This window comes from Halorubrum alkaliphilum (assembly GCF_017873815.1).
In the GTDB taxonomy this organism is placed as follows: domain Archaea; phylum Halobacteriota; class Halobacteria; order Halobacteriales; family Haloferacaceae; genus Halorubrum; species Halorubrum alkaliphilum.
In genome coordinates, this window is record NZ_JAGGKQ010000017.1 from 1 (window position 1) to 13,432 (window position 13,432).

The 13,432-nt window shown below is 67.1% G+C and carries 18 protein-coding genes; 8 read left to right on the forward strand and 10 right to left on the reverse strand.

Translation table 11 applies throughout. The features are described from left to right. Positions 1–91 precede the first annotated feature (91 nt). Positions 92–286 (forward strand): DUF2061 domain-containing protein, encoded by a 195-nt coding sequence (locus J2751_RS15535; protein ID WP_345777155.1) that lies wholly within the window; start codon positions 92–94, stop codon positions 284–286. 323 nt (positions 287–609) lie between these two features. Here J2751_RS15535 and J2751_RS10760 read toward each other — a convergent pair whose 3' ends face one another. Beyond that, on the reverse strand, positions 610–948 hold the full coding sequence (locus J2751_RS10760; RefSeq protein ID WP_209485935.1) for a hypothetical protein: 339 nt from the start codon (positions 946–948) through the stop codon (positions 610–612). A 92-nt stretch (positions 949–1,040) separates the two neighbouring features. Between J2751_RS10760 and J2751_RS10765 the strand changes: the two genes are divergently transcribed. From J2751_RS10765 to J2751_RS10780, 4 genes are all read left to right on the forward strand, one after another. Then, positions 1,041–1,355, forward strand: coding sequence for a hypothetical protein (locus J2751_RS10765; protein WP_209485938.1), 315 nt, complete (start codon positions 1,041–1,043; stop codon positions 1,353–1,355). 276 nt (positions 1,356–1,631) lie between these two features. Beyond that, positions 1,632–1,970 carry a peptidyl-tRNA hydrolase Pth2 gene (gene pth2, locus J2751_RS10770; RefSeq protein ID WP_209485940.1) on the forward strand — a complete coding sequence of 113 codons (339 nt, stop codon included), beginning with the start codon at positions 1,632–1,634 and terminating at the stop codon, positions 1,968–1,970. After that, complete coding sequence (truD, locus tag J2751_RS10775) at positions 1,971–3,479, forward strand: tRNA pseudouridine(13) synthase TruD (protein WP_209485942.1); 1,509 nt, start codon at positions 1,971–1,973, stop codon at positions 3,477–3,479. It begins immediately after the preceding gene. Between the two features lie 104 nt (positions 3,480–3,583). Beyond that, complete coding sequence (locus J2751_RS10780) at positions 3,584–4,138, forward strand: GMP synthase subunit A (protein ID WP_209485943.1); 555 nt, start codon at positions 3,584–3,586, stop codon at positions 4,136–4,138. Between the two features lie 107 nt (positions 4,139–4,245). On the opposite strand, the gene J2751_RS10785 is transcribed toward J2751_RS10780, so the two are convergent. The 5 genes from J2751_RS10785 to J2751_RS10805 all read right to left on the reverse strand — a co-directional run bounded on the left by J2751_RS10785 (position 4,246) and on the right by J2751_RS10805 (position 5,752). Continuing rightward, positions 4,246–4,503, reverse strand: a complete 258-nt coding sequence (locus J2751_RS10785; RefSeq protein ID WP_209485944.1) for a DUF3194 domain-containing protein — start codon at positions 4,501–4,503, stop codon at positions 4,246–4,248. A 6-nt stretch (positions 4,504–4,509) separates the two neighbouring features. Then, entirely contained in the window at positions 4,510–4,893 is a 384-nt protein-coding gene (locus J2751_RS10790) for a prefoldin subunit beta (RefSeq protein WP_209486024.1), read from the reverse strand. 116 nt (positions 4,894–5,009) lie between these two features. Further along, positions 5,010–5,282 carry a KEOPS complex subunit Pcc1 gene (locus tag J2751_RS10795; RefSeq protein WP_209486026.1) on the reverse strand — a complete coding sequence of 91 codons (273 nt, stop codon included), beginning with the start codon at positions 5,280–5,282 and terminating at the stop codon, positions 5,010–5,012. A gap of 69 nt (positions 5,283–5,351) precedes the next feature. Beyond that, a complete protein-coding gene (locus J2751_RS10800) occupies positions 5,352–5,486 on the reverse strand; it encodes a DNA-directed RNA polymerase subunit P (RefSeq protein WP_209485945.1) in 135 nt (44 codons plus the stop codon). After that, on the reverse strand, positions 5,486–5,752 hold the full coding sequence (locus J2751_RS10805) for an eL43 family ribosomal protein (RefSeq protein WP_149783657.1): 267 nt from the start codon (positions 5,750–5,752) through the stop codon (positions 5,486–5,488). The genes J2751_RS10800 and J2751_RS10805 overlap by 1 nt, the downstream gene beginning before the upstream one ends. 193 nt (positions 5,753–5,945) lie before the next feature. On the opposite strand from J2751_RS10805, the gene J2751_RS10810 reads away from it, so the two are divergent. Continuing rightward, entirely contained in the window at positions 5,946–6,881 is a 936-nt protein-coding gene (locus tag J2751_RS10810) for a sulfide-dependent adenosine diphosphate thiazole synthase (protein ID WP_209485946.1), read from the forward strand. 78 nt (positions 6,882–6,959) lie between these two features. After that, the gene (locus J2751_RS10815; protein ID WP_209485948.1) at positions 6,960–7,439 is read left to right on the forward strand and encodes a metal-dependent hydrolase; all 480 of its coding nucleotides are present in this window, start codon (positions 6,960–6,962) and stop codon (positions 7,437–7,439) included. 54 nt (positions 7,440–7,493) lie between these two features. Here the strand turns inward: J2751_RS10815 and J2751_RS10820 are convergent, their stop codons facing one another. The 4 genes from J2751_RS10820 to J2751_RS10835 all read right to left on the reverse strand — a co-directional run bounded on the left by J2751_RS10820 (position 7,494) and on the right by J2751_RS10835 (position 11,506). Beyond that, the gene (locus J2751_RS10820; RefSeq protein ID WP_209486028.1) at positions 7,494–8,996 is read right to left on the reverse strand and encodes a flippase; all 1,503 of its coding nucleotides are present in this window, start codon (positions 8,994–8,996) and stop codon (positions 7,494–7,496) included. Positions 8,997–9,218: 222 nt separating this feature from the next. Further along, positions 9,219–9,605: an FxLYD domain-containing protein gene (locus tag J2751_RS10825; protein ID WP_209485949.1), complete on the reverse strand. Its 387-nt coding sequence runs from the start codon at positions 9,603–9,605 to the stop codon at positions 9,219–9,221. A 54-nt stretch (positions 9,606–9,659) separates the two neighbouring features. Further along, positions 9,660–10,505, reverse strand: a complete 846-nt coding sequence (locus J2751_RS10830) for a class I SAM-dependent methyltransferase (protein WP_209485951.1) — start codon at positions 10,503–10,505, stop codon at positions 9,660–9,662. A gap of 41 nt (positions 10,506–10,546) precedes the next feature. Beyond that, positions 10,547–11,506: a DUF7351 domain-containing protein gene (locus J2751_RS10835; protein WP_209485953.1), complete on the reverse strand. Its 960-nt coding sequence runs from the start codon at positions 11,504–11,506 to the stop codon at positions 10,547–10,549. Between the two features lie 158 nt (positions 11,507–11,664). Here J2751_RS10835 and pyk point away from each other — a divergent pair, with 158 nt between their 5' ends. Then, entirely contained in the window at positions 11,665–13,422 is a 1,758-nt protein-coding gene (gene pyk / locus J2751_RS10840; protein ID WP_209485955.1) for a pyruvate kinase, read from the forward strand. The last annotated feature ends 10 nt before the right edge of the window (positions 13,423–13,432 follow it).

Sequence of the window (13,432 nt, forward strand, 5' to 3'; positions counted from 1 at the left end):
TGGTCTTCGTGGAGTTCACTGTCTGCTTGCTGCTGGTGTTTGGTCACATTCACAGCAAGCAGACGTTCTAACTAACCGGCTTTGTGAGGTACTGACGCTCTGTTATCGACTGTTCATGGTGACGATCACGGTCGTCGTCGCGTGGCTCATCGTCGGCGACGTCGGGGATGCGGTGAACATCGGGATCGTCACGAACCTGCTGAAAACCGGGACGTACTATCTGTACGAGCGCACGTGGGACCATATCACGTGGGGCGTGTCGGAGTCCGGATCGGGGACGAGGTAGGTGTAGTAAGACCCCATCGGCGTACCGAACCGTCAGTCGAGTGCGATCGTCTCCGGTAGGGAGCCTCCCTCAGATCTACTTTTCAGGTGTCGAGCGTCTGAAAACGACCGTTCATTGTGGTGTGTTTCTCAATCGGTAGGGGGAGTAGATCGAATATACTGAGAGGGTGGCGTTTATAAGCGAGAGAGCGGTGTTGCTGGCGGCGGTTTATAAGTAAATGATGTGATACCAGATGTTTCAGCTTTGTTTAAATCCTCTGGAGGTGATAAGAGGTGCGTGCTGAATGCAGGGCACGAATGCAGCACGAGGTGAACTACCCCTGCCTACTCACCGACGTTGTTGAGTGCGCTGTTCAGCTCGAAGAGCTCACGGACAACGTCGCTATCCGCAACCCGGTACCGGCAAGGGGACGTGTTCGGGACTTCCTCGATGAGTTCGACCTCGATGAGAAGGTCGGTGTAGTTGCCCACAGTCTGGCGGGTGACGCCAGCGTGCTCAGCGAGTTCGGTTTTGTTGAACTCGCGGTTCGGCGGGAGATCGAGCAACGCGTCTACGAGGATCGGGATGGCGTCGTGCTGCGTGAGGTAAAGCCACCCGCTGGGGTGTTCCTTCCGGAGTTCCTTTTTCTCCCCGCGGTCGGCCGCGCGCTCCATGCTGCTCATACAGAGATACAATGCGCCTGTGTTTATAGGTGTTTCCACTACTGTTAACCGTCATTAACAGAATTTATGTGAAGTGGGTTCATTTCCTTATCATGGAGAAGCCGTCGGTGAAATGCGCCCTCTTGGCGACGATGATAGCGAAACACAAGTGGGGTACGCCGATCTCGCAGGAAGATCTCCTGAATCTCTCAGCAATCGACGGCGACTACCCGACCGCTCGTGAAGTCTACGCCGATCTACGGAGCGAACCCTACATCACCTACCGCGGAAAGCGCGGAATCGAACTCAACAAGAGCAACTTCGACAAACTCGCCGACGTCCTTTATCACGAATGTGGCTGGGAGGCATGGGAGATCGACAGTCGTCTGAAACACTACGAAGGCCTCGACGGCCACGACTGGGCGTAATTACGAATTTCGATGAGATTACCGAGAACTATTTATTACGGGTTTGGGAGATATACCCTCTGTATCTCGCACGACGCCCGAAACCTATCACTCATTGAGGATTTCAACAGGGACTTTTAAATACGATCTCGTCGCCATCGATATGAGCAACTTACTCTTGCTATCGCCATCCTGTGTTCGTGCTGAGCAGTCGGTGCGCGAAAGTATCCTCTCTTGGGTTTCGACGAAGTCGGGTGGAGAGAACAGAGATATACCCGCGGCGGCGATTGACTCGGTATGAAGCAGGCTATCGTCGCCCGCCGCGACCTCGGCATGGGCGAGGGGAAACTGGCCGCGCAGGTCGCGCACGCGTCGCTGTCGGCGTACGAGGACACGGGTCGCCGGGCGCGCAAGAAGTGGAAGGGATCCGGACAAAAGAAGGTCGTACTCGGCGCGGACTCCGAGAGCCAGCTCTTCGAACTTGCCGACAAGGCCGAGACGGAGGGGATCCCGTACGCCGTCATCCGCGACGCCGGTCACACCGAGTTGGAACCGGGCACTGTCACGGCCCTCGCGGTCGGTCCAGCCCGCGAGAAGACGATCGACCGCGTCACCGGGGAGTTGCCCCTCTACTGAATGGCAGACGACGACGCGGCCCCTCGCGACGGGCTCAGATCCTCTCACCCGGTCGAGCGCGCAGTCGGGATGGAATACTACGTCAGCGACGCGGACGGGATCGGCGGGTATCTCCGCGAGCGCCCCGACGACTTCCGCGTCACGGAGCTGGAGGCGTTCGAGCCGGAGCCGCTCGGCGCGGACCGCGGCCCGTACCCGGAGCTGGTCGTTCGCGCCACGCTCCGAAACTGGGACACGAACGACTTCGCGAAGCGGATCTCCGACGCGCTGGAGATGAGCCGCGAGCGCGTCTCGTGGGCCGGCACGAAGGACAAACGCGCGGTGACGACCCAGCTGTTCACGCTCCGGAACGTCGACCCCGACGACCTCCCCGAGATCCGCGGCGTCGATATCGAACCCCTCGGGCGGGCGGGTCGCGGACTCTCCTTCGGCGACCTCGCCGGCAACGCCTTCGAGATCCGGGTCGCCGACGCAGTCGCGGACGCCGAGGACCGCGTCGGCGACGTGGTCGCCGACCTCGCCGCGTTCGCGGGCGGGGACGCGGACCACGTCGATCCGGACGACGCCGAGCCGGTCGACGGTGCCGAGACCGTCGGGGTCCCGAACTACTTCGGCCAGCAGCGGTTCGGCAGCGTTCGGCCCGTCACCCACCGCGTCGGACTCGCGGTCGTTCGCGGCGACTTCCGGGAGGCCGTCCGGCTGTACGCGGGCAACCCGTCGCCCGCGGAGCCGGACGACACCCGGACGGGTCGCAACCGCGTCGACGCCGCGTTCGGAACCGCTGTGAACGACCGATCCGAGGACGAACCCGGCGGCGGTTCCGGCGTCGTCGCCGATGGTACGGGCGACGGCGACTGGGACGCCTGCCTCGATGCGGTCCCACGGAAGCTCGGGTTCGAGCGCTCGATGCTCTCCCGGCTGGCGGAGGCGGGCGTGGAGCCGTCGACGCCGCCGGACGACGAGGCGTGGCGCGCCGCGCTGGAGGCGGTTCCCTCGAACCTTCAGCGGCTGTTCGTCAACGCAGCCCAGTCGGTCCTTTTCAACCGAATCACGAGCGAGCGACTGCGCCGCGGGCTCCCGTTCGACCGCCCGGTCGCCGGCGACGTGGCGTGTTTCGCCGACGGCGACGCGCCCGACCCGCTGTACGCGCCCGACGTCGACCGCCTCCAGCGCGTGTCCGACGAGCAGGTGTCCATCATGGAGCGCCACTGTGCGCGCGGTCGGGCCTTCGTCACCGCGCCGCTGGTCGGGACGGAAACGACGCTCGCCGACGGCGAGCCGGGCGAGATCGAGCGGGACGTGCTCGCCGAGGCGGGGATCGAGCCGGCCGATTTCGATCTGCCGGGCGAGTTCGACTCGACCGGAACGCGCCGGGCGATCCTGCTTCGGACCGACCTCGACGTGGAGCTGGCTGACGGCGACCCGCGGTTCGCGTTCGCGCTCCCCAGCGGCTCGTACGCGACCGTGCTCCTCCGGGAGTTCACAAAGGCGGACCCGCTCGACGAGTGAACTGATCCACCCCTGTGGATCACCCTCGGCTTCGATTGGAGAGAACAGTCACGACCCTGCGGTGATTCCGAGCCGTTTTTGTGCCGGACCCGCGAATCGAGGACATGACACGGATCGTCGTTTTGGACCTTCACGGCCAGTTCACGCACCTCGAACGGCGTGCGCTCCGGGACATGGGCGTCGACACCGAGATCGTCGACGCCGACACCCCGCCCGCCGACGTCGAGGCGGACGGCGTCGTGCTCTCGGGCGGCCCCGACATGGACCGGATCGGTCGCGCACGGGAGTACCTCGACCTCGACGTCCCGGTGTTCGGGATCTGTCTCGGGATGCAGGTGATCGCGGACGAGTGCGGCGGTCGCGTCGGCGGCGGAGAGTACGGCGGCTACGCCGACGTCGACGTCGAGATCGTCGACGACGAGGACCCCCTCGTCGGGTCGCTCGCACCCGAAACCCGGGTGTGGGCCTCCCACGCCGACGAAGTGAAGGAGCTGCCTGCGGGGTTCTCCCACACCGCCACCTCCGACGTCTGTGGCATCGAGGCGATGTCGAACGTCGAGGAGGCCCTCTACGGCGTCCAGTGGCATCCGGAGGTCGCCCACACCGAGCGCGGCGAGGAAGTGTTCGAGAACTTCGTCGCCATCTGTGAGTCTGCCTGAACTCCCCGTTTTACGCCGCCGTCGCTGGTCGCTCGTGAACCCCGCGATCGCCGTCGCTGGTCGTTCGAGAGCGCCGCCCCAGCGGGGCGATCGGCGGGTCGTGTCGCCTACTCCCCGAACAGCTCGTCGACCGCGTCGCCCGCGGCCTCGGTGGCCGCCTCGGCGACGACCTCCGGATCGGGGTCGTCCGGGGCGTTCAGGTAGACGTCCACGTCGAGGACGCCCTCCTCGAAGGTGACCGTGACATCGAGGTCGGTCACCGACGACTGATCGTAGTGCTTGAACACGACTCCCTCCGCGGCGTCCGCGGCGGCCCGAACGACCTCCTCGTCGCTCGGGTCGGCGTCGTCAGGCTCCTCGCCCATGATCGCTTACGCGCCGCCCGCGCCCGGACCGCCGGGGCCCATCGGGCCGCCGCCCGCGCCGCCCTGTAGCATCTGCTGGAGCTCCTCTTGAAGCTCGTCGAACTGCTCTTGAACGCGCTCCTCCTGTTTCTCGAGCTGCTCGGCACGGACTTCGAGGGAGTCGACCTTGTTCTCGAGATCGTCGTAGGCGGATTCGTAGTCGGTCTCGACGAGGATCTCGCCGATCTCTCGGTACATGCCGGCGTCCTCGTCGACGTCCTCCAGCGCGTCGAGGGCCGTCTTTGACTCGTTGAGCGCGGTCTGCGCCTGCTCTCTCTGCTCGGCGACCTGCTGTGCGGTCTCCTGAAGCTCCTGAAGTTCCTCTATCTTCTCCTGTGCCTCGGGCGGCATGTTCCCTTGCATGGGTGAACCGACGCGGCCCGGAGGGAAAAACCCCCGATTTCTCCGCCGAGCCCAGATCGGCGTCGATATCGGCCGCTCCGGGCCGACAGCGGCCGCACGCTCCGTTAGCGGCTATCGGCGGTCCGGTCCGCAGTCACACGCTCGGCGACCGCGACCAGCCGTGACCAACTGGTGATCCCCGCCCGGAGCGCGGCGAGGTCGTCGGCGACGACTCGGACGCGGACCGTGTCGTCCTCGCGGGAGACGGTCGCTGCCGAGCGCGACTCGTCGAGTTCGCCCACTTCGGGAAAGAGCGCGGCGGCGACGAGACGGGCGCGCCGCTCCGTGCGGTAGCTGAACGCGAGAACGGTCTCGTGGTCGCGGCCATCGGCCGACATCGACGACGGGTCGTCATCGTTGGCGGCGGTGCGGCCGGTCACGGGTGTGTATGGGGGTCCGTCGAGGGACTACTCGACGTTGACTTCCTGGATCCCGCCGCCGCGCTCCTTCAGGAGGACGCGGTGGCCACAGTAGGGACAGCGCACGCCGCCGTACTCGTCGAGGGAGACGTCGCGCTTACAGCGGGAGCACTTGTAACTCATTATTCCTCGTCGGCGAGCGCGGCGCGGATGGACCGGCGGACGGTCCGTCCGCCGGGGGTTTCGGGTCGGTACGCCCCACCGGTGAACGTCTCGCCGGTCTCCTCGTTCACCCAGATGCCGGTTCCGACGCGCTTGACGTCGTCGCCGTCGACGGTCGCGTTTTGCATCTCCGCTTCGATGTCCTTGACCCGCTTCCGGGCGACGCGGCCATAGCGTGCGCCGAATCGGCCCGCGCTACCGGTGCTTCGTGCCTTGTCCTCAGCCATAGTGAACTCCACTACCGCCAGCGTGGATAAAAAGGCTGCGAGTCGGAGGCACCACAGAAGCAACGACCCGCGTGGTGCCCTCTCGGGCGGAGGCAAACACATGAACGGTGTTCACAGCCGATTCCCCGCCTCACAAGCACGGTCGCGCATCGACCGCAACACCTTTGACTACTCGATAATACTACTAGGTTGTATGGACGGATTTGACGGCTTCAGCGACGTGAGCGAAACGGACGTAACGAGAGCGATCGGCAACGAGTGGACCGACGGGTTCCTCGATTTCACCGAGTCGGAGGTCATCATCCTCGGCGGCGGCCCGTCCGGGCTGATGGCGGCCAAGGAACTCGCCGAGCGCGGCGTGAAGGTGATGATAGTCGAGAAGAACAACTACCTCGGCGGCGGGTTCTGGCTCGGCGGATTCTTAATGAACACCGTGACGGTCCGGGATCCCGCACAGGAGATCCTCGACGACCTCGATGTCGACTACGAGCCGGTCGATGACGTGGACGGTCTCTACACCGCTGCCGGCCCCGAAGCATGCTCCGGACTAATAAAGGCCGCCTGTGACGCCGGCGCGCGCGTCCAGAACATGACCGAGTTCACCGATCTGGTCGTCCGCGAGGACCATCGCGTCGGCGGGATCGTGATGAACTGGACGCCGGTCCACGCGCTCCCGCGTGAGATCACCTGCGTCGATCCGATCGCGGTGGAGTCCGAGTTGGTGATCGACGCGACCGGCCACGACGCGGTCGCGATCAACAAGCTCGACGAGCGCGGCGTCCTCTCGGCGCCCGGGATCGAGCACGCGAACGAGCACAACACGGGGATGGACCAGACCGGCGAGAATGAGTACGGCGCGCCCGGCCACGACTCGCCCGGCCACGACTCGATGTGGGTCGGCGAGAGCGAGGACGCCGTCGTCGAGCACACGGGCGTCGTCCACGACGGGCTGATCGCCTCCGGGATGGCGGTCGCGACCGCCTACGGTCTCCCCCGGATGGGACCGACGTTCGGCGCGATGCTCGTCTCCGGGAAGCGCGCGGCACAGACCGCGCTCGACGAGTTGGAGGTCGACGCCGGCGATGTCCAGCTGTCGACCGGCGGCGCGCCGGCCCCCGCCGACGACTGATCGACCGCGTCCGGGGCGGCCGCGTGACGTGCTCAGCCTCGACGATGACTTTTTATTCCTTATGAACCCATATCGAACATGTACTGGCGGGGACACGTCGGACTCGGGCTGCTCGCGTACGCGCCGTTCGCGGCGTTCGCCCTCGGTGCTGGCCAGTTCGAACTGGCCCTCGCGGCTGGCGTTCTCGCGGCCGCGTTCGCGACGCTCCCCGACGTCGATCAGTCCTTACCGATCCCGCATCGGGGCCCCACTCACACGCTCGCGTTCACCGTGGGTATGGGCGTCCTCGCGGGCGGCCTCACGGCGCTCCTCGCTGGCATCGTGATGGCGTCCCCGCCCGCGTGGACGCCCCTCTTCATCGGGAGCGTGGCGACCGTCACGCTCTGGTCACATCTCCTCGGCGACGTCATAACCCCGATGGGGATACGACCGTTTCACCCCCTCTCAGGGGCGCACTTCACGCTCGATCTGACGCCCGCGAAGAACCCAAGAGCGAACGCCCTCCTCCTCTCGACGGGCGTCCTTGCGTTGTCGGCCGCGGTCGCGCTCTCGATTTGAGCCAGCGACTCGGTCGTCCCCTCTCCAACGCACCGAACTCGGTCGTCTACCTGCTCAGTCGTCGCTCGCGCCCGTCTCGACGTGGCTACGGACGCGGCTCGCGACGCGGTTCGGCAGGACGGTCTCTGCGATCTCGACGTCACGCGGCGTCAACACACCCAACGCGCGTCCGGCGAGGGCGTACGTCACGAGAACGACGACGGGCAACGCGAGAGCGACGACGATCGGCTCCGGGACGACCGCGACCACGACCCATCCGGCCGCGACCGCCGGGAGCCACGCGAGGACGACGGCTCCAAGCTCGGTCGTGAACGGATGGATACCCTTGAAGTAGTACACCTCCGCCAGCGCGGCGATCCCCGACAGCGTCAACGCGAGCGCGGTGCCGACCCCCGCGCCGAGGATCCCGTACCGGGGAACGAGCGTGACGCTGAACGCGACGTTCGCGACGAGTAACAGCCCCGTGTTCACGAACACGAGTCGGGAGTAGCCGAGTCCCTGTAACAGTGCCCCGTCGGGACCGCCGGCGGTGACGCTCACGAGGTAGCCGGCGACTAAGGCGAGCACGACCCCGCTGGCGACGGTGTACTGCGGGGTGAACACCAAGGCGAGATACGTCTCCGCACCCAATGCGAGTATCGCCGCGAAGGGGAGCGACAGCCCGAGCGCCCACCGCGTCGCCGTCCGGTACCGCTCGGAGACCGTCGCCCGGTCGGTTCGCGCCTCCGCGATCAGCGGCTTGAACACCGGCGCGAGCGACGAGAAGAAGACGAGCAGGTTCGCCGCCAGCATGTAACCGATCCGGTAGATCCCGACGTCCTCCGAGGTGCGGAAGTAGCCGACGACGAAGTAGTCGACCTGCCCCATCACGACGTAGATGACGCCGGCGAGCGCGAGCGGGACGCCGTATCGGAGCACGTCCCGAGTCGGAGTGAACGAGACGGTTCCTCCCCTGAGAGCGTCCTGGCGGACGAGGAGGACGATGCCAAGGCTGATGGCGACCGCGAGCCCGACCACGTACCCGCCGACGACGCCGAGCAGTCCGAACCCGGCGAGCAGCAGCGCGAGGGTCGCGACGAGCCGGACGGTGGGCCGAACGAGATCGCGGACGTACACGCGGTATCGGAGTTGCTTTATTCCTCCGTACGACGCCATGAGTCCGTTGAACACGGCGAGAAGCGGGAGCGCGACGGCGAGCATGCGGAGCGCGGTCGCGAGCCCCGGCTCGTCGAACACGGACGCGAACACGTCGGCACTGAGGTACATCGCGACGCTCGTCGCCACCGACGTACACAACAGGAGCGCGAACACTTGGAGGGTAACACCCCGGGCTTTTCCCGGCTCTCCCCGGTCGAGATACTGCGGAACGAAGTAGTCGATGGCTCTGTGGAGCCCCGCGCTGGCGAACACCTGTGTGAGGTGTAACACGGCGGTCGCGAGCACGAACAGCCCGTACACGCCGGGGCTGACGAGCCGGGTTATCATCGCGACGACGAGGAAGCCGAACGCCTTCTTGAGGATCTCGCCGACGAACGTGATGGTTCCCTGCTGGGCCATCGTCTCCTCCGCGACCTTCGAGGACTGGACCGACGTGTCCGTCGTGTCCTCGCGGGTCTCGACCGACGGCTCGGTGCCGGACGGGTCCGAAAGCGCGTCGTCACCGACATCGCCACCGGGGTGCCGGTCGTCCGGTGCTCCCGTCACTCTCCCCCTCCCCGGAGGGGTGTCGTCGATCGGGATGTGACCGATCTCGGGCGACGACCGTGGTCTCGGCTCATGTCAGAGGTTTTGAACGACCTCCGCGTCGTGGGCGACGACGTCGGCCGCGGGCTCCCCGACGTGCGGGAACGTCACCCGAAACGGCCAACTGTCGCCCTCGTCGACCCCTTCGACCTGTTCGACCGTGCTGTCTAGAAGCGTCTCCTCGTCGCCGTGGAACTCGACTCTGACCTCGAGGTAGGAGATCTCCACGTCCCGCGTGCGCTCGATCGTCCCTTCGACGGCTACCGTCTCCTCGTCGGATCCGACGTGCTCCCGAACGAGTTCGCTCTCGGCGACCCGCGCCGGCGGATCGGCGAACTCCCCGCCCGGGTCGTCGCTACACCCGGCCGTCACGACCGGCGGAAGCGTGGCGGCCACGGCCGCGAGCAGGGAGCGACGACGCATACGTTCGGTGGTGGAGGGGGCGATTCATAAGGGTCCCGCCGTCAGGCGGTGGAGTCAGCTCCCGTCGACGGATCCCGCCGTGATCCGAGCGAATCCGCCGAGCAGTCGCGTCGTGCTCGCGTCCCGACACCGCTCGTGTACCCGACCGTGTGCGGCGACTGCCCGCTGGTCGAGCCGCGCAACCGCCGATTCCGCTCCGGACCGTTCGCGTCTCGCACGGGGCAGTCCGTCGCCCCCGCCGGGAGGCGCCGCGAGCCGTACGGCGGCCGCGAACGCAGGATTCAGGAGACGGCCGATCGGCTCCGTGCTTCGTGCGAGGCCGGCGACGCAGATCCGGCCGCCTCCCGATCGGCCACCACTCACGGCAGCAGCCTCCCCTCGGTCCGACGGGTCCCCGTCCGCAACGAGCCGGCACCACTCGTCGACGGCCCCTTCGGGATCCGCGAGCATTCCGGTGAGGAACGTCGCGAGAACCGCGTCAACGTCGCTTACGTTGCGGCCGTCGATGTCGCTTACGTTGCGGCCGTCGATGTCGCTTACGTTGCGGCCGCTGCCGTCGAGAGCGTCGGTCGGCGCACGGAGCGGGGGTCGGGTCGCGTCCGCGCGAGCGACGTGGACGTTCCCCCAGCCGGCTCGCTCGATGCGCTCCCGTGCGCGCCCGAGGACGCCGCCCGAGACGTCGAGACCGATCACGGTCCCGCCACGCCCGACGCGCTCCCGGAGGTACGGGAGGTTCGCGCCGGTCCCGCATCCCATCTCGACGACGACGTCGCCGCGGTCGGGATCGAGCGCCTCAACGACGCGCTCGCGGAGCCCGGTGACGAACGGCGCGTCGGTCGCGAGCCGGTCGTAGAGGCGGGCGTATCGGGTGTAAAACGCCGCGGCATCGCGTCCACTCATACCCTTCCCTGTGCTCTCGGCGGGGTAAACGTCGTCGTCGGTCACTCGCGGATCACGGCGAGGTCGTCGTCGACGGTCCAGCGGCCGCCGTCCGGCGACTCGAAAACGACACAGTCCGGACGTATCGTCGTCTCCCACGCCATTACTGCCGCGAACCGGTCCCAGCCCGGGGCGAGGCCGCGGTCCGCGAAGTAGCCGGCCACGGGGTCCCGATCCGCGGTCGCGTGAAGGGGGTGTGTGATCCGACGCTGCCCACAGTGGTCACACGAGAGTTTCACCAACCCGTCGTGTGTGAACCGGTCGGACCCCCCCGGCTCGTCGCCCGCCCGCTCGGGTCGATCCGCCGACTCGAGCGTCATCGTCACGTCCCGACCACAGTCCGGGCAGACCCCGGCCGCCATCGCCCGAACGTGTTGGTCGACCAGAACGTGGGCCCGCTCGAACGCCGTCTCGATCCCGACTCCGTCGATGCCCGATGGCGGATACGCGAGCGCGGTGAGCGTTCCCTTCGGAACCAGTTCGTGGTCGATCAACCCCGAACAGTCCGGGCAGCGGGTGGTCAGGTACCCGCGCTCGTAGGACACTTCGACGCCCGCCCCGCACCGGTAGCATTCGGTATCGATCCGTTGGGCCTCGACGCTCACGTCCTCCCTGAGAACGCCCCGTCTCCGCAGTCGGACCACCTCGCGCCCGGGCTCGGAGAGACGGTAACCGTCGTCGGTCTTCCTGACGAACCGATCGACCAGCCGATGCAGGTGATAGCTGAACCGGCCGCTGTCCTCGACGCCCACGTCGGATTTGATCGTCGAGTATGCCACGTTGCTCGCGAGCGGCCCCGGTTCGACGGTTCGCTCGTACAGCGAATCGAGGATGGCGAGTCTGACCTGGCTGTCGAGCGCGGCGAACGCGAGCGTGTCCCCGGATCGGCTCGCGGCGGAGGTGTCCATTGTGACATCGGTGTAGTAGTAGTAGCGTTTTAGGTATTTCGTTCCGATTGACATCTGTTGGCCGGGAGTGACACGTCACGTTCCGACGAGCGTGCTCGTCCCGGAGTCGGCCTCAGTTCGGCCCGTACGCCACACGTATCACCAATTCATCGTTTTCGATCGTGTCCAACTCGACCGTATGGCTTTTTCCGGGCCTCCGCTGAATCGGGAGTATGCGCAACGCAAAGATCGTCTGTACCCTCGGTCCCGCGTCGGACGACCGGGACACGATCCGCGATCTCGCGACCGCCGGAATGTCGGTCGCGCGATTGAACGCCAGCCACGGCACGACCGCCCACCGCGAGACGGTCATCGAGCGCGTCCGCGACGTCGACGACGCGGTCGAGGACCCCCTCGCGGTGATGGTCGACCTGAAAGGCCCCGAGGTCCGGACCGCCGAGATCGACGACCCGATCTCGCTCGTGACCGACACCGAGGTGACGTTCCTCCCGGGCGACGAGGCAACCCCCGAGCGTGTCGGGCTGACACACTCCATTGCGGCCGCGAGCCCCGGCGACCTCGTCCTCCTCGACGACGGCCGGATCGAGTGTCGAGTCGAGCGAATCGACGGCGACGCGGTCGTCGCGACGGTCGTCTCCGGTGGAAAACTCGGCTCCCGAAAGGGGGTCAACCTCCCCGGCGTCGACATCGACGTCGACCTCGTCACGCCCAAAGACGAGGACGAACTCCGGCTGGCGGCCCGCGCCGACGCCGACTTCGTCGCCGCCTCGTTCGTCCGCGACGGCGACGACGTCTACCGGATCGCCGACCTGCTGGAGGAGTACGGCGGCGACGACATCCCCGTGATCGCGAAGATCGAGCGCGTGGGAGCAGTCGACAACCTGGAGGGGATCGTCGACGCCGCGGACGGCGTGATGGTCGCTCGCGGCGACCTCGGCGTCGAGTGCCCGCTGGAGGACGTGCCGATGATCCAAAAGCGGATCATCCGGACCTGCGTCAACGCGGGCGTCCCGGTGATCACGGCGACGGAGATGCTCGACTCGATGGTCCACTCGCGGCGACCGACCCGCGCGGAGGCCTCCGACGTCGCCAACGCGGTCCTCGACGGAACCGACGCTGTCATGCTCTCCGGCGAGACGGCCATCGGCGACCATCCGACGCGCGTCGTCGAGACGATGGACCGGATCGTCCGCGAGGTCGAGAACAGCGAGGAGTACGCCGAGACCCGCGAACAGCGCGTCCCGGCCGCCGCCGAGGGGTCCCGGACCGAGGCGCTCGCGCGGTCGGCGCGATACCTCGCCCGTGATATCGGTGCGTCGACGGTCGTCGCGGTCTCCGAGTCCGGCTTCACCGCGCGCAAGACCGCGATGTTCCGTCCGGGCGTGCCGGTCGTCGCGACCACCCCGAACGACCGCGTTCGCCGCCAGCTCGCCCTCTCGTGGGGGGTCCAGCCGGTCACGACCGAGTACGCCGACGACATGGAATCGGTCCTCGACAACGCGGTCGACGCCGCCATCGACACCGGCGCGGCCGCCTCCGGCGACACCCTCGTGGTCCTCTCCGGCATGCTGACCGAGCTGGAAGGAACGAACACGACGAACACCCTGAAGGTCCACGTCGCGGCGGAGACGGTCGTCACCGGCAAGGCCGTCGCCGCCGGGCGGGTCGCGGGGCCGGTCCACCGGGCCGCTGACGGCGACCTCTCGGGCGTCCCGGACGGCGCGATCCTCGCGCTCGCCGAGGGGTTCGACGACGAGTTCGACGGCGACGTGGACCGGATCGGCGGGATCATCGACGCCCGTCCCGACATGACCGGCTACCCCGCGGTCGTCGCCCGCGAGCTGGGAGTCCCGATGGTGTCGGGTGCGGCACTGCCCGACGATGTCGCCGACGGGACGACGCTCACTATCGACGGCGAGCGCGGCATCGTCTACGACGGCGACGTCGTCACTCCCGGTCGGCGGCGGTAGTCCGCTCGAC

Coding starts and splice junctions, on each gene's coding strand:
- J2751_RS10760 (WP_209485935.1), bottom strand. CDS start 948: ATGAGCAGCATGGAGCGCGCGGCCGACCGCGGGGAGAAAAAGGAACTC.
- J2751_RS10765 (WP_209485938.1), top strand. CDS start 1,041: ATGGAGAAGCCGTCGGTGAAATGCGCCCTCTTGGCGACGATGATAGCG.
- pth2 (WP_209485940.1), top strand. CDS start 1,632: ATGAAGCAGGCTATCGTCGCCCGCCGCGACCTCGGCATGGGCGAGGGG.
- truD (WP_209485942.1), top strand. CDS start 1,971: ATGGCAGACGACGACGCGGCCCCTCGCGACGGGCTCAGATCCTCTCAC.
- J2751_RS10780 (WP_209485943.1), top strand. CDS start 3,584: ATGACACGGATCGTCGTTTTGGACCTTCACGGCCAGTTCACGCACCTC.
- J2751_RS10785 (WP_209485944.1), bottom strand. CDS start 4,503: ATGGGCGAGGAGCCTGACGACGCCGACCCGAGCGACGAGGAGGTCGTT.
- J2751_RS10790 (WP_209486024.1), bottom strand. CDS start 4,893: ATGCCGCCCGAGGCACAGGAGAAGATAGAGGAACTTCAGGAGCTTCAG.
- J2751_RS10795 (WP_209486026.1), bottom strand. CDS start 5,282: ATGTCGGCCGATGGCCGCGACCACGAGACCGTTCTCGCGTTCAGCTAC.
- J2751_RS10800 (WP_209485945.1), bottom strand. CDS start 5,486: ATGAGTTACAAGTGCTCCCGCTGTAAGCGCGACGTCTCCCTCGACGAG.
- J2751_RS10805 (WP_149783657.1), bottom strand. CDS start 5,752: ATGGCTGAGGACAAGGCACGAAGCACCGGTAGCGCGGGCCGATTCGGC.
- J2751_RS10810 (WP_209485946.1), top strand. CDS start 5,946: ATGGACGGATTTGACGGCTTCAGCGACGTGAGCGAAACGGACGTAACG.
- J2751_RS10815 (WP_209485948.1), top strand. CDS start 6,960: ATGTACTGGCGGGGACACGTCGGACTCGGGCTGCTCGCGTACGCGCCG.
- J2751_RS10820 (WP_209486028.1), bottom strand. CDS start 8,996: ATGGCCCAGCAGGGAACCATCACGTTCGTCGGCGAGATCCTCAAGAAG.
- J2751_RS10825 (WP_209485949.1), bottom strand. CDS start 9,605: ATGCGTCGTCGCTCCCTGCTCGCGGCCGTGGCCGCCACGCTTCCGCCG.
- J2751_RS10830 (WP_209485951.1), bottom strand. CDS start 10,505: ATGAGTGGACGCGATGCCGCGGCGTTTTACACCCGATACGCCCGCCTC.
- J2751_RS10835 (WP_209485953.1), bottom strand. CDS start 11,506: ATGTCAATCGGAACGAAATACCTAAAACGCTACTACTACTACACCGAT.
- pyk (WP_209485955.1), top strand. CDS start 11,665: ATGCGCAACGCAAAGATCGTCTGTACCCTCGGTCCCGCGTCGGACGAC.